Below are 13,714 nucleotides of genomic sequence, written 5' to 3' on the forward strand. Positions count from 1 at the left end.
GCGTCAGAGCCAAGAGCAAGCGCCTGTCTCGGCGGTGCTGACATTGCGGCGCAGCCCTGCAAACAGCTCACGGCCCAGGCCATGCGCGTGGTTGGCAGCCAACGCCGCGTCGCGTTGGGCCAAGGGTCGGGCGTCCCACTCAGCCGCCGGCACCAGCGCTTCCAGCGTGCCGGCGACAGCGTCCAGGCGCACCATGTCACCCGTGCGCACCTTGGCCAGCGGGCCGCCAGCCAGCGCTTCGGGGCTGACGTGGATGGCGGCCGGCACCTTGCCGGAGGCGCCGGACATGCGGCCGTCCGTCACCAAAGCCACCTTGAAGCCCTTGCCTTGCAGCACGGCCAAAGGTGGGGTGAGCTTGTGCAGCTCGGGCATACCGTTGGCCTGCGGGCCTTGGAAGCGCACCACCGCGATGAAGTCGCGCTCCAGCTCACCGGCCTTGAAGGCGGCTTGCAGCGCTTCTTGACTGTCAAACACAAGGGCTGGCGCTTCGACGATGTGCCGCTCTTCAGGCACCGCCGACACCTTGATGACCGAGCGGCCCACATTGCCAGTTAAGAGCTTCAGGCCGCCGGTGGCCGAGAAGGGAGCTGCCACCGTGCGCACCACGCTGTCGTCGCCGCTGTGGGCGGGCAGGTCGTCCCAGCGCAGCGCGCCATCGACCAGCGCCGGCTTTCGGCCATAAGCCGCAATGCCACCGGCCGCGACGGTGCCCACATCGGCATGCAGCAGGCCGTTCTCGCGCAACTCGCGCAGCACAAAGGCCGGCCCACCGGCCGCTTGGAAGTGATTCACGTCGGCCGAGCCGTTGGGATAGACGCGAGAGAGCAGCGGGATGACGCCTGAGAGCTCGGAGAAGTCTCCCCAATCGATCAGGATGCCGGCCGAGCGGGCCACCGCAACCCAGTGGATCAGGTGGTTGGTCGAGCCGCCAGTCGCCAGCAAAGCGATCATGGCATTGACGATGCAGCGCTCGTCCACCAGGTGACCGATGGGCAGGTCGCGCTGGCTGCGGGTGAGGCTCAAGGCCGTGCTGACAGCCTCTTGGGTCAAGGCCTTGCGCAGCGGGTCATGCGGGTGCACGAAAGCGCTGCCCGGCACATGCAAGCCCATGGCCTCCAGCAGCATCTGGTTGGAGTTGGCTGTGCCATAAAAGGTGCAGGTGCCGGGGCTGTGATAGGCCGCCTGTTCGGCCTGCATCAGCTCGTCCCGGCCGACCAAGCCTTGGGCGGCCTTCTCGCGCACCTTGGCCTTATCGCCATTGGACAAGCCTGAAGCCATGGGGCCTGCCGGCACGAACACACAAGGCAGATGGCCGAAGTGCAAGGCGCCAATCAAGAGGCCCGGGACGATCTTGTCGCAGATGCCCAGCAGCAGCACCGCGTCAAATACATCGTGGGACAGCGCGATGGCGGTGCTCATCGCAATGGTGTCGCGCGAGAACAGCGACAGCTCCATGCCGGGGTAGCCTTGAGTCACCCCATCACACATGGCGGGCACGGCGCCAGCGACCTGGGCGGTGGCACCGAGTTTCAGCGCAGTTTCACGAATCAGCGCCGGATAGCCCTCATAAGGGTGGTGGGCCGAGAGCATGTCGTTGTAGGCCGTGACGATGCCTAAGTTGGGCGCTTTCTGCGCCACCACCTTGAAGCGTTCATCCTTGGGCAAGGCCGCAAATGCGTGTGCCACATTGGCACAGCCCAGGCGGTCTGGGCCGGGGGCGCGGTGGCGCAAGGCGTCCACACCTTGGAGATAGGCGCTGCGGGTAGCAGCGCTGCGCTCGCGAATGCGTCGGGTGACGCTGTCTACAACAGGGTGAAGTGCAGTCATAAGCGAGGTGATTTGGAAGAAACGATGATGTAACCAACCCCATCATTATCGTGTAACTTGATTACATGGTCAAACCCCTGTCAGCGAAATCGGTATGCTTGCGGCTCATGGCTGCACCGTCCCTGTCACCTGCGACAAACACCCTGCCCGGCTGGCGCGACCCGGCCCCGCTGCTCGCAGCAGCCCTGAGCCATTGGCGAGCCAGCCAGCAGCCGCTGTGGATCTTTGGCTACGCCTCCTTGTTGTGGAAGCGCGAGTTCGAAGCGGTGGACATGAGAGAAGCCTGTGTTGCAGGTTGGCACCGCGCCTTTCGGATGCGCTCACGCGTCAATCGCGGCAGCGTGGACTGCCCCGGCCTGGTCTTTGCATTGATGGCCGGTGGCTCCTGTGTGGGACGGGTTTATCGCGTGCGCACCGGCGCTGAGCGAGAAGTCTTGCAAGCCCTGTGGGAGCGCGAGATGCCCACGGGCGTGTATGACCCACGCTGGTTGAGTTGCCGCACCCCAGAAGGCCGGGTATCGGCGCTGGCCTTCACCCTGCCACACCGCCACCCCTCCCATACCGGCCGGCTCAGCGATGCAGCCTTGCTGGAGATCTTCCAGCGGGCCCGTGGCCGCTATGGCAGCACCTTGGAGTACTTGGCGCAGACTGCTGCGCAATTGGCCCAGATGGGGATCCGTGACGCCGAGGTGCAGCGCCTGATGCGCCTGGCTGAGCAGGTGGCGCCCGCCACAGCGCCGACGCCCCACCGCGCCGACGGAGTCTGAGTGGCGCACTGCGGCGGATCAAGCGGCAGCAATGCCGATCTGGGCCTGCCATTGCTGATGCAGGCGAGCGTGATCTTCCAGCGTATCAATGTCTTGCAGGCTGCCCGGGTCGCTGACTTCCACAGCGTGGGCCGGATAGCGCGCCAAGATTCGGCGCGCCCCTTCATCGCCCGTGAGCGCCACCAAATCGGTGTACAACTCGCCGCCAAAACCGACTGGATGGCCCCGCCGCCCTTGCACTTGCGCAAAAGCCAGGGGATGGCGCTTCAGGGCCTCAGCCACCTGCCGGATCGTCGCGGGCAACAGCATGGGCATGTCTGCCGGCACCATCAGCCAGCCAGACGACGACGGCCGCGAAGCCACACCCGCCGCGATCGAATCCCCCATGCCACCACGGGGCGGCCCATCCGGCCCGCCCATCACCACCACATCTTTGCGGGCGATATGGCGCGCAGCCTCTTCGGCAAACGCGGGGGTGGTGACGACCACGACGGGCAATCCCGTGCTGACCGCATGGTGCAGCGTATGGCCCAGCACAGTGCGATCACCCCAGGGCTCAGCCAGCTTATGACGTGCGCCGGCATAGCGCGCGCCACGCCCCGCTGCCAACACCACCACCACTGGGCCCGTCTTCATACCCCTACTTTCTTGCACCGCAAAAATTCGTCCTCGAATCCCGAGTTCGCTAGGTCAGAGAATGGAGGCACTCGCCCTTGGCGAACAGTCGTGCCTTCACCTAAGGCATTGCCCTAGCTGGCATTTGTCGGAGGGGCGCAGTCGTACACTGAGCCCATGAAAGACATTGCCCAATTACGCAAGAGTTACGAACGGGCTGAGTTGGATGAATCCGCCTCAGAGCCATCGCCCCTGCAGCAGTTTGACCGCTGGTTCAAAGAAGCGTTGGCGGCAGAGTTGCCGGAACCCAATGCCATGACCCTCGCCACGGTCAGTGCCGAAGGGCGGCCGTCCACCCGCATTGTGCTGATCAAAGGCTACGATGAGGCCGGCATCGTCTGGTACACCAACTACCAAAGCCGCAAAGGCCAAGAGTTAGCCCATTGCCCATGGGCCGCGCTGCAGTTCCACTGGGTCGAATTGGAGCGGGTGGTGCGTATTGAGGGCCGGGTCGAGAAAACCTCCGAGCAGGAATCGGACGAGTACTTTCATTCACGCCCGCTGGACTCGCGCCTGGGCGCTTGGGCGTCGCCACAGAGCCAAGTGATCAGCTCTCGCGCCACGCTGGTGGCCAATGCAGCGCAGGCGGCCTTGCGTCATGCACTCAACCCGCCCCGCCCGCCCCACTGGGGAGGGTATCGCCTGACACCCGATCGCTTTGAGTTCTGGCAGGGACGCCCCTCGCGTTTGCACGACCGCTTGGCCTACCGGCAGGACGAGCAAGGGGCTTGGCTGCGTGAGCGCCTCGCCCCTTGACCTGAGCGTTAAAACCGCGCCTGCAGGCCCAGTGTCCACGCCCGACCGGCCTGCGGCGACAGCTCACGCACCGTGCGCACGGCCGTCGCGTTGTAAGCCAAGGCATTGCTCAGGTTGTCGCCCTTCAGAAAGGCTTGCCATTCCCCTGCGGCCCACGGCAAGGTGTAGGTGGCCCACACATTGACCAAGGTGTAGGACGGGGTGGCGGCGTCACCTTGCGAAACCCGACGCTGTGCCCAGGCGTGCTTGACGCCAGCCCCCAGTGACCAGGCGCCCTGGTGGGCCGCCAGGCCCAGGTTCATGCGCATGGGTGCCAAGCGTGGCAGGGGCTCGCCGGTACGGCTGTTCTCACCCCGGGTCCAATCCCAGGTGGCAGTGCCGTCAATGCGCCATTGCGCCCATTGATGGCGGTGCTTGGCTTCCAGCTCCAGGCCCCACAAGTTGGCGGGTACGCCCTGAAAGGCGTAGACGGGTACGCTGAACAGCTCACCGTCCTCGCCCACTTCGCTGAAGGTCTCGCCGGTGGCGTCCAGGGCGATGAAGCGGCCAAATCGCATCGCAAACACATTGGCTTTGAAAAGGTTCGCGCCGCTCTGCCAGCTCACCCCCAAGTCGGCGTGCGTGCTGCGCTCCAGCCCCAGGCTGGGGTCGCCGCGCTCATAGGCCGCCGTCGCCACATGCACACCGTCGGCATACAGCTCATAGTAAGCCGGCGCACGTTGGGTCGCGCCAAGGCTGCCCGTCAGGCTCCATTGCGGCATGAAGCGCCAGGCACCGGCCACCGACAGGCTGCCCGGGCTGAAGCTACGTGACTGCGCTTCGCCGAAGCGTGGCTCCTCCACCTCTGCGGCATCGCCGTCCGAGCGCACCGTCACCCGCTCTGCGCGGCCACCCAGCGTGAGGCTGAGCGGGCCCGAGCGCCACTCTTCCATGCCGAACAGCGCCAGCGAGCGGGTCCGTGTGCCGGGCACAAAGGCCTCCTCACCCAAGGCCTCAAAGCGCATGGACTCCGCTTGCAGGCCGACGACGCCCTGCCAAGCACCTTGTGGGGCATGTCGCGCCTCGACACGTAGCGCTTGCCCACGGCTGGAGAAGGTGGTGCCCACCTCACCACTGCCTTCAATCTCCTGGTGCTGATAGCGCGTGTCTGATAACTGGAAGCTGAGCTTGTCCACGAAGCCGCCCAGGCTTCGCTCGCCGGCCAAAGTGGTGCGCCGCCGATTCATGTCGATGGTTACGTCGGGCTCCACCGTCACGCCATAGCGGTTGTCATAGCGGTCAAAGGACAGGCCCACATAGCCCTTGTCGTCGGCCCACGAGAGCCCCAAAGCGCCCCCGCGCGCCTTGGCGGCCGAGTTGCGGACGCGGTCCGTCGGCTCGAGGGCCTCGCCGTCCTCGACCGGCGTGAATCGCGGCGCCTTCTGGTCAGAAGTCTTGCGATCAAAGGCGTCCACATGCCAGCTCCAGCCGGGCGCCAAGCGCCCCTCGACCACGGCCGAGGCACTGCGCTCACTGGCCGCACCACCACCGCGCAGCTCCAGTCGGCCACCCAAATCGGTGAGGGCTTGCTTGGGGATGCGGTTGTCAATGGTGTTGACCACACCGCCCGTGGCATTGCCACCGTAGAGCAAAGAGGCGGGCCCTCGCAGCACCTCGACGCGCTCAATCACCAGCGGGTCCATGGCCACCGCGTGGTCATAGCTGAGGTTGGAGGCGTCGATGGTTGCGCCAGCGTTGTCCAACAGGCGCACACGGTCCCCGTCCAGACCACGGATGACTGGCCGCTGGCTGTTGGGGCCGAAGCCGCTCGAAGCCACGCCGGCCACGCCTTCCAGCGTCTCACCCAGGGTGCTCGATTTTTTGAGCAGCAGACGCTCGCCCGTCAGCACAGCCGTGGGCTGCGCCAGTTCGGCTTGGCCAAGGGGGTTGCCGATCACCACCACCCGCTCGGTGGTGTTGTTGGCAGGGTTGGTTTGCGCAGCGCAGGTGGCTGCACCCAAGCACAGGCCAGCGGCCCATGCGGTCGGAATCATTTGAAAGTTCATGGTACCCAGGCACGCAGGCCAGCGCCGAGGGCGCTGCTGACATGCAAAAAGAAGAGTCAGGATGAGGAAAACTCACCCTGTAGACGCAGCCCGGTCACGGTCGGAGCGGGCGGCTTGAAAGAAGACTCAAACAACTGGGTCTAGTGGGGGTGCCCGGGCCGCATAAGGGGCCAAAGTGCGCGCCGTGGCGCCTGGCCCCATGACCGTGGCCTCTCGGGGAGGCGCGGCCAGCACCACCGGCATGGCAGCCAGCAGCAAGGCCAGACCGTCTGCGCAGGCGGCTTGGTCCAGCACACGGCACTCGGCCGTGCCAGAGGCATGCCCGTCATGAACCGTCGCGCTGAGTGCCGCCGCCGCACCGTTCAGGCCCGGCGCGTGCGCCACGCGGTGCCAATGGCCCCACAGGGACGGCAGCACCAAGGCCAAGACCAAGGCCCACAGCCACGACGACGCCCGCCCGCGAACGGATCGGCGCAAAGTCTGAAGTGAACCGGGACTCATGAGAAAACCGCTTCAGCCTCTCAGGGAGCGCTCACGGGTTGAGCACCCACGATGCGGTAATAAAGACCATAAGGGTCTTTGGGCAGCACCGAGAGCTTGCCTTCGACCATGACCGGCTCCAAGGTGTACTTGACCGGCGTCAGGGTCTTGACCTCAACCAAGCCTTCTGGCCCAGCCGGCACACAAAAGGTGCAACTGGTGGGCACCGAAGAGAGCAGAAAGTGCTTTTGCTTATCGCCCGGCTCCAGCGGCATCATGAAGCCCTGCACCTTGACCGTTTGGTTGTTCAAGGCTTGTACAGGCTTGGGAAACACCGGCACCAAACGGTTGCGCTCAGGCTTGGTCGTGACTGACGACAGCACCGACCAAGACACCACCCCTTCTTTCTCTTGCAAAGGCTTGAAGGGGCTGCGCGGGTCGTGATAGCCCGGGCCACTGCCCAACGCGCCCGACAGCGGTGGGCTCAGCACGGCCGTGCCAGAGGCTGCAGGCGCGGCAGGCGCGGCAGAAACAGCTTGGGCGAGGCCGAAGCTGGGCAAGGCCGCCCACAGCAGCAGTGCGATCGTCAGGGTGTGTGGTGTGGTCATATCAGTGTGGATTTTGCAGCAAGCGGGTGACATCCAAGCGCGCAGCCCGTAAAGCCGGGAGCACAGCCGCCACTATCGCCAATGCATAAGCGCCTAGGATGAGCCACAGCGACTGCGTGCTCCACCACCACCCGGTGACCGGCATGGCGTGCTGAGCGGCGAGCAGGCGGCCAAGCACTTCCGTCAGACCGTGGCCCAAACTCAGGCCCACGATCAAGCCTAAGGTGGCTAAATTGAGCGCTTCCAATAACACCACCTTGGCAATGCGCCCACGCGACGCGCCCAACATGCGCATCATGGCCAGATCTGGCTCGCGCTCCCGCACGGCGTGATAGAGCGCAATGAACACCGACGCGCCCGCCACCAGCACCAACAAAAGCCCGAAGCCACGCAGCACTTCAATGCCCACGCCCACCATGCGCAGCAGACGCGCGCTCTCCAAGGCGGGGGCGGCTGCTTGCAGGCCGTCTTGCGCATTGACCCAGCGTGGCAGGCTCACAGCCGCCAGTGGGCTGCGGTAGCGCACCAAGAGCACGGTGACTTCGCGATGACTCAGGTCCGGCTCAGCGCTGGCACTGGCCACGGCAACAGTCTTCGGCTTGTCTTTGTCGTGATCGTGATCATCGTGGTGATGGTCATGGTCCTCATGAGGATCATGGGCCAGACGGGATGAGCCTGCGGCTGAGGCCGCGCTGGCCACCGCTGGGGCGGCATGACCATGCGCCTCATGAACCGCCCAGACCGAGGCGACATCCGTCAGCACCAGCCGGTCGAGCACGCAGGCACAGCGTTGCAACACGCCCACCACGGTGTAGGCCTCGCCGTCGTGGGCCGGCCCACCCTGACCCAGGCCATGCACGCCCACAAAAGACTGGCCCAGCCCCAAGCCTTGGGTCTGCGCCACCTCGGCCCCCAGCACCGCTTGCAGCGGCTTTTGCCACCACAGGCCCTGGGCCAGAGGCAACTCATAAAGGCCCGCATAAGCCGGCGTGGTGCCGACGATGCGATAGCCCGCCAAGCTGTCCCCCAGCGACAGCGGCACCACTGTCTCGACCAACGGGTTTTGGGTCAAAGTGTTGATGGTGGTGGCGGGGATGTTGCCGCTGGGTACATCCAAGTGGAACACGCCCGCCAAGATGAGTTGCAGTGGGCTGCCTTTGGCCCCCACCACCAAGTCGATGCCGCGCAAATCGCGACTGAGGCCACGCTCAACCTGCTCACTGGTCAAGGCCACCAGGCTAACGGCCGCTAGCCCCAACGCCAAGAGCGCGATATTCAGCAAGGCCAGCAGCGGCCGCGCCCACAAAAACCGCCATGACAAGTGCCACAAGCTCATGCCAACTCCAAGCCAGTCAGAGCCGGCAAGCGCAGCACATGCGCCTGAGGCCAGCGTGTCAGCAAGCGTTGATCATGGGTGGCGATGAGCAGCGTGGCCTGGACAGCCTGAGCGGCTTCATCCAAGAGACGCAGGGCCGCGTCAGCATGGGCATCGTCCAGGTGCGCGGTGGGCTCGTCAGCCAACAGCAGCGTGGGCGAGCGCATCACAGCTCGGCCAATCGCCACGCGCTGAGCCTGGCCCACGCTCAGCTCATGCGGTCGGCGCTGGGCCAGCGCCGACAGGCCCAGCTGCTGCAGGCATTGGCTGACCCGCGCCTCGTCCACCGGCAGGCCCGCGGCCACAAAGGGCAAGGCCAGGTTTTCTTGCACCGTGAGCGCCTGAGCCAGATGCAGGCGCTGCGGTACCAAGCCGACCTGCTGCCCGCGCCACGCGTCGCGTTCCGAGGCCTTCAAGCTCAAAGGGTGAGTGTCTCCAACCTGCAACTGGCCTTGTTGCGGCGTCAGCAAGCCTGCAAGCACGGCCAGCAGGGTGGACTTGCCACAGCCCGAAGGCCCGCAAACCACGACACGCGCCCCGTGAGGCGCTTCAAAGTCTGCAAATGCAATCGCCTTCGCACCGCCCGCCCATGCCACGGAAAGCCCAGACCACGCCAACATGCTCAAGCCTTGAGCAAACGGCTGAGGCTGCGGCGGAACTTGTCCACCTTGGGCGCCACGACATAGGCGCAGTAGCCCTGCTGGGGGTGCTGGGCAAAGTAATGCTGGTGATAGGCCTCGGCAGGCCAGTATTGCGTCAGCGGGCACAGCTCGGTCACGGCCACCCCACGGCCCTCAGCGGCCAGGGCGGCGTTGACCTCGGCCAACACAGCCTGTGCCGTCTGGCGCTGTTCTTCTGAGATGACATAGATGCCTGAGCGGTACTGCGTGCCCACATCATTGCCTTGTCGGTTTAGCGTCGTGGGGTCATGAATGAGGAAAAACACTTCCAGCAGCTCGCGCAAGCTGACCTGCTGCGGGTCATAGTGCACCTGCACCACTTCGACATGGCCGGTCGTGCCTTCACACACCTGCTCATAAGTGGGCGCTGGGACATGACCATTGGCATAGCCCGATTCCACCCGCAGCACGCCACGAACCTGCTCATACACAGCCTCGAGGCACCAGAAGCAGCCGCCGCCCAGGGTGATGGTGGCGGGGGAGGATGAAGCATCAATCATGCGCAGGATGATAGTGCGTGGCGCTTTCCCCTCGTCAGGGCATGCCCAAAGTCAGGCCGGCCACATGAGAGGCGACCATCGCGCCCTCCACCGTGCCGGCCACTTTGGCAGACGGCGCAGCCAAGAAGATGCGCTCCCCTGGCAAGCCTTTGGCCACCAGGGCGTCCCGCACAGCCAAGCCGCGCTGCAGGGCCAACTCCCGCATCTGCTCCGGCCCCACCGTGATCGCCGCCTTGAGCAAGGTCTCGGCCTCGGCCGCCGTGACGCTCTTCTCAAGGCCCAAGACATTGCGCGGCTTGTTGGGCAGGCGCGTGTCAGCATAGAGGCGCGACAGCAAGCGGCTGCGGTCTGGCTCGCTCAGTGTTAACTCACCTTGAGGGACGGCCTCGCCCGCGCGGGCCAACTCCTTGCGGCGCTCAGCCTGCAAGCGCTGGGCCAGAACTGCGCCACGCAAGGCCTCTTGCTCCGCACCGAGGTCCAGCGCCGTATGGACGGTCAAGCTCAGGCTCGGCCTGTCCAGCAAAGCGTTGGCCACCTTGTCGAGCCCGGTGCGAGCAGAGGCGCTGAGCTGAGCCGTGCCCGGCTCAAAGGCCACTTGGGACAGCTCATCACCACCGCCGCCCGAAAGCAAAGAGAAGGGCGAGGTGATGGCCTTGCCCAACAGATTGAGCACCAACTTCAACACCACCGGGCCAATGCGGAACTGCGGGTCGTTCAGTGAGCCCTCGATGGGCAGGTGCAGGTCGATCACACCGTGGCGGTCTTTGAGCAGCGCCACGGCCAAGGCCACGGGCAGGCGCGTGGCGTCGGGGCTCTCGACCCGCTCGCCAAAGGTCAGCTGATTCAGGATCAATTGGTTCTGCGCCCGCAGCTGGCCGTCGGCCTGCACTTGGTAGCCGACCTTCAGGGAGAGCTTGCCGCGCTCGATGGCATAGCCGGCGTACTTGGCCGCATAGGGCGTCAGAGGCGCCAGCTCTAAGTCTGTGGCCCGCGCCTCAATGTCCAAGGTTGGAGGTTGGGCAAAGGGCTGGATCTGACCTCGTATGTCCAGGTCTGCGGTGCCGGCCGCACGCCCTTGCAGCGCCAAGGTCGCAGGGCCCTGAGCGGGGCTGCTGAGCGCGCCGATCTGGCCATTCAATGCCGTCAAGTCGGCACGGTAGTTGGGGCGGATGAAGCGGTCGCTGAAATCCACCCGCCCATTTTGCAGGCGCACGCCCGCCACGTTCAGCAGCACGGCAGGCGTTCTGAGGCCGGCGCTGCTGGCTGCGGATGCTACGGCCGCCGGCGACGACGCCACCGCGTTCGAGCTGGCAGATGCCGCCGCTGCAGGGGGCGCCAGAGCCGTCAGGTTCAAACGACCATCTTCAGTGACCACCAAGCGCGCAAAGGCATCGGCCAAGACGACCACACCCAGCTTGATCTGCGGCGGGCGGCCCGGCTCGCCCATCGCATCCAGCTCGGGCAGTGACAGCGTCTGCCAGCTGAGCAGCTCTTCATCGGAGCGCTCACCCAAGCCACCGGCTACAGCGGGAGCGGCACTGGCGCCTGGCGCCATGGCCCGAAAGTCGGTCACGGTGGCCTCGCCTTGGGCATGCCAAGAGGGCCCGGCCTCGGCCAGGCTGGCGGCGAGCTGGCCACGCCAGGTCAACTCGGCGCGTTGGATGTCCAGTGGCAGGCTCGGCACGTACGGCGCCAGCAAATGCAAGGGCAAACGGTCAGACTCCAGCTTGCCGCGCCAACTGAAGGGTGACGGCATCACCTGCCCGCTCCAGCGCACTTGCCCGCCCGCTTGGCGACGCGGGTCCCCCGCAGCCGCCAGGCGGGCACTGCCTTGCAGGCCCCAAGGCTGTGTGGCGGGCCACTGCAAGCCGCGCCACTGCGTGTTCCAGGCGCTCAGGGTCAGGTCCACCTCACGCGGAGCTTGCGCATCGCGCCAGGCCAACTGTCCGCCCTGCCACTCCACCAGGCCGAATTTGACCTGCCAGGGCTGAGGCTCGGAGGGGGCCTTGCTTGGCGCAGCGGCTGCATCGGATGCGGGCTGCCACCAAGCCAGCAAGTCCAGCTCGCCTTCAGGCGACCGCGCCGCTTTGACCGCCGGCTGATCCAGCATGAGCTTGGCCACGCTCAGGTGCTGCTGCGGCCACTTCAGGCCCAAGTCGTCCAAAGCCACTTGTCGAACGGCCAGCGCCGCAGGGTTGCCCGGGGCACTGAGCTTGAGGTGATCAATCTGCAGATGGTCGACTTGCGCCTCAAATTGCAGCGGAGCCTTGGCGTTGACGGTCCACTGCACCGCCCCTTTCAAGCCGAGCAACCCTTGCGCCTGCGCCTGGAGGGCCGCAGGTTGATAAGGCCCCCACCAGACCAAGGGCCAGTCGCTCAGGCTCAGTTGGAGTTGGCCGCCTTGTTCGCTCACCAGGGCTTCAGCCTGCCACGTGGCGGGCGCCTGGACCGCGCCTTCAGGCGCCCACTCGCCGCGGAGACTCAAAGGCTGAGCAGGCCGCTCGCTGGGCAGTGGCCAGCGCAAGTGCTCGCCGCGCAGGTGGATGTTCTGGGCTTGCCAACTCAGCGCCGGGCGCACGGATTGGTCTTGCCACAGCAAGCGCGCCTCGGGGATCTCCAAGCGCTCCAGGCTCACGGCCCAATCGCTGCGGCCCTCAGACTGTGCCTGCGCGGAGGGCGCCTCGACTGCTGCAGCCGGACTGAAAGCCTTCATCACGGCCAACTGGCCAGAAGACTCGCGCCGGAGCGTCCCTTGCAGGCCGTTGATCGTCAGACTCTCCAGCGCCACCTGGCGCAGCAAAGGCTGGATTTGCCCCAGCCCCAAGGACATCGAGCGCCAGCCCAGCAGCGGTTGGCCATCGGCCAAAGTCCAAGCGGCGTCCAGGGCATCGATGCGCCCGCCCACCGCCAGCCGGGCCGCCTTGCCCTGTGGCTGCGCAAAACTCACACTCAGGTCAGCCGACCAGCGCCCTTGACTGGGCCGCACTGGCGCGCTGGCAGGCCAATACGGCAGCCATGGCGCCACATCCAAGTCGCGCAGGTTCAGCGTCACCACCGCCTCGCGGCTGGCAGCGAAAGGTTTGGCTTGCGCCCCGGTATCAAACTGAGCGCCATCCAGCTTAAAGGCCAAACGAGGCTCGACGCGCACCTCCACCTCGTCGTCTTGATTCGACAGGAAGGGCAAGGTCAGAAGGCCTTGCTCCACCCGATGAATGCGCCCGGCGGGTTGGTCCTCAAACTCGGCCTCAAGCCCACTGACGCTCAGGTTGTAGACGGCAAAGTGCGGGGGTGGCGCATCGGCCTGAACTGGCCGCTCGCGCCAGCGCTGGAGGATGTCGTCCACGTCGTAGTGCCCGGCACGGGTGCGCGTGAGCTTGAGGGCCACCCCCTCAAGCTGCAGCGACTCCACCACGGGCGCTCGGCGCCACACGCTGGCCGCACTCAGGTTGAGCCGCAGGTGAGCCATTTTCACGAGAGGCTGCGCCGTGGGCGTCGGCCCCATCAGCGCCAGGTCGTCCACCTCCAACGCCAAGGCCCAGGGCTGAAAGCGTATGTCACCGATGCTCACACCGCGGCCGAGTTGGGCCTGGACTTGCTCGGTCGCGACTTGGCGCACCACCCAAGGCACGGCCGCATAGGCCAACAGGCCTGTCGTGACCGTGACGATCAATCCCCCCCAGCACCAGCGCCGCACACCTGGACGAGCCCACACAGACATCAGGCCACGCAAGCGGGCCACCACAGCAATCAAAGGCATTCGGAAACTTCAAGACAAGCAGGTCAAGGCAACGCGGCAGGGCCGACGGCGGCTGACGCCAGGCGGGGACCGCCCGCAGAAAAGACGAAGCCCCGACCAGCGAGCCGGACGGGGCTTGTGGAAGGCTCACCCTTCCTGAGAGGATCCGGCGAGTATCGGGCCGGGGCCTCGACAGCGCGGGAAATGCGCCGTGGTCAAAACCTCATCAAGAGGTGGCTCAAGCGTAGTCCAAGTTCGAGCCCAC

11 protein-coding genes are annotated in these 13,714 nt (G+C 65.8%); 2 read left to right on the forward strand and 9 right to left on the reverse strand.

Annotation, left to right across the window (positions count from 1 at the left end):
- Positions 1 to 3: 3 nt before the first annotated feature.
- A complete protein-coding gene (gene edd / locus KAK11_RS19955; RefSeq protein ID WP_210811229.1) occupies positions 4 to 1,827 on the reverse strand; it encodes a phosphogluconate dehydratase in 1,824 nt (607 codons plus the stop codon).
- Between the two features lie 107 nt (positions 1,828 to 1,934).
- Between edd and KAK11_RS19960 the strand changes: the two genes are divergently transcribed.
- Positions 1,935 to 2,594, forward strand: coding sequence for a gamma-glutamylcyclotransferase (locus tag KAK11_RS19960; protein WP_210811233.1), 660 nt, complete (start codon positions 1,935 to 1,937; stop codon positions 2,592 to 2,594).
- Between the two features lie 18 nt (positions 2,595 to 2,612).
- Here the strand turns inward: KAK11_RS19960 and KAK11_RS19965 are convergent, their stop codons facing one another.
- A complete protein-coding gene (locus KAK11_RS19965) occupies positions 2,613 to 3,230 on the reverse strand; it encodes a nucleotidyltransferase family protein (protein ID WP_210811235.1) in 618 nt (205 codons plus the stop codon).
- 156 nt (positions 3,231 to 3,386) lie between these two features.
- Here KAK11_RS19965 and pdxH point away from each other — a divergent pair, with 156 nt between their 5' ends.
- Positions 3,387 to 4,025, forward strand: a complete 639-nt coding sequence (gene pdxH / locus KAK11_RS19970; RefSeq protein ID WP_210811236.1) for a pyridoxamine 5'-phosphate oxidase — start codon at positions 3,387 to 3,389, stop codon at positions 4,023 to 4,025.
- Between the two features lie 8 nt (positions 4,026 to 4,033).
- On the opposite strand, the gene KAK11_RS19975 is transcribed toward pdxH, so the two are convergent.
- The 7 genes from KAK11_RS19975 to KAK11_RS20005 form a co-directional block, all read right to left on the reverse strand.
- Positions 4,034 to 6,058: a TonB-dependent receptor gene (locus tag KAK11_RS19975; RefSeq protein WP_210811237.1), complete on the reverse strand. Its 2,025-nt coding sequence runs from the start codon at positions 6,056 to 6,058 to the stop codon at positions 4,034 to 4,036.
- A gap of 138 nt (positions 6,059 to 6,196) precedes the next feature.
- Entirely contained in the window at positions 6,197 to 6,571 is a 375-nt protein-coding gene (locus tag KAK11_RS19980; protein ID WP_210811239.1) for a hypothetical protein, read from the reverse strand.
- A gap of 20 nt (positions 6,572 to 6,591) precedes the next feature.
- Positions 6,592 to 7,158 (reverse strand): DUF3299 domain-containing protein, encoded by a 567-nt coding sequence (locus tag KAK11_RS19985; protein WP_210811240.1) that lies wholly within the window; start codon positions 7,156 to 7,158, stop codon positions 6,592 to 6,594.
- A gap of 1 nt (position 7,159) precedes the next feature.
- On the reverse strand, positions 7,160 to 8,494 hold the full coding sequence (locus KAK11_RS19990) for an ABC transporter permease (protein ID WP_210811241.1): 1,335 nt from the start codon (positions 8,492 to 8,494) through the stop codon (positions 7,160 to 7,162).
- On the reverse strand, positions 8,491 to 9,153 hold the full coding sequence (locus KAK11_RS19995) for an ABC transporter ATP-binding protein (RefSeq protein ID WP_210811242.1): 663 nt from the start codon (positions 9,151 to 9,153) through the stop codon (positions 8,491 to 8,493). Before KAK11_RS19995 ends, KAK11_RS19990 begins: the two co-directional genes overlap by 4 nt.
- A 2-nt stretch (positions 9,154 to 9,155) precedes the next feature.
- Positions 9,156 to 9,713: a peptide-methionine (S)-S-oxide reductase MsrA gene (gene msrA, locus KAK11_RS20000; protein WP_210811244.1), complete on the reverse strand. Its 558-nt coding sequence runs from the start codon at positions 9,711 to 9,713 to the stop codon at positions 9,156 to 9,158.
- Between the two features lie 34 nt (positions 9,714 to 9,747).
- Positions 9,748 to 13,470 carry a DUF748 domain-containing protein gene (locus KAK11_RS20005; protein WP_210811246.1) on the reverse strand — a complete coding sequence of 1,241 codons (3,723 nt, stop codon included), beginning with the start codon at positions 13,468 to 13,470 and terminating at the stop codon, positions 9,748 to 9,750.
- Positions 13,471 to 13,714: the final 244 nt, after the last annotated feature.

Source organism: Ideonella paludis (assembly GCF_018069865.1).
Lineage (GTDB): Bacteria > Pseudomonadota > Gammaproteobacteria > Burkholderiales > Burkholderiaceae_C > Ideonella > Ideonella paludis.

Excerpts from the sequence above, each read along its gene's own strand:
- edd (WP_210811229.1), bottom strand. The coding sequence starts at position 1,827 with ATGACTGCACTTCACCCTGTTGTAGACAGCGTCACCCGACGCATTCGC.
- KAK11_RS19960 (WP_210811233.1), top strand. The coding sequence starts at position 1,935 with ATGGCTGCACCGTCCCTGTCACCTGCGACAAACACCCTGCCCGGCTGG.
- KAK11_RS19965 (WP_210811235.1), bottom strand. The coding sequence starts at position 3,230 with ATGAAGACGGGCCCAGTGGTGGTGGTGTTGGCAGCGGGGCGTGGCGCG.
- pdxH (WP_210811236.1), top strand. The coding sequence starts at position 3,387 with ATGAAAGACATTGCCCAATTACGCAAGAGTTACGAACGGGCTGAGTTG.
- KAK11_RS19975 (WP_210811237.1), bottom strand. The coding sequence starts at position 6,058 with ATGATTCCGACCGCATGGGCCGCTGGCCTGTGCTTGGGTGCAGCCACC.
- KAK11_RS19980 (WP_210811239.1), bottom strand. The coding sequence starts at position 6,571 with ATGAGTCCCGGTTCACTTCAGACTTTGCGCCGATCCGTTCGCGGGCGG.
- KAK11_RS19985 (WP_210811240.1), bottom strand. The coding sequence starts at position 7,158 with ATGACCACACCACACACCCTGACGATCGCACTGCTGCTGTGGGCGGCC.
- KAK11_RS19990 (WP_210811241.1), bottom strand. The coding sequence starts at position 8,494 with ATGAGCTTGTGGCACTTGTCATGGCGGTTTTTGTGGGCGCGGCCGCTG.
- KAK11_RS19995 (WP_210811242.1), bottom strand. The coding sequence starts at position 9,153 with ATGTTGGCGTGGTCTGGGCTTTCCGTGGCATGGGCGGGCGGTGCGAAG.
- msrA (WP_210811244.1), bottom strand. The coding sequence starts at position 9,713 with ATGATTGATGCTTCATCCTCCCCCGCCACCATCACCCTGGGCGGCGGC.
- KAK11_RS20005 (WP_210811246.1), bottom strand. The coding sequence starts at position 13,470 with ATGCCTTTGATTGCTGTGGTGGCCCGCTTGCGTGGCCTGATGTCTGTG.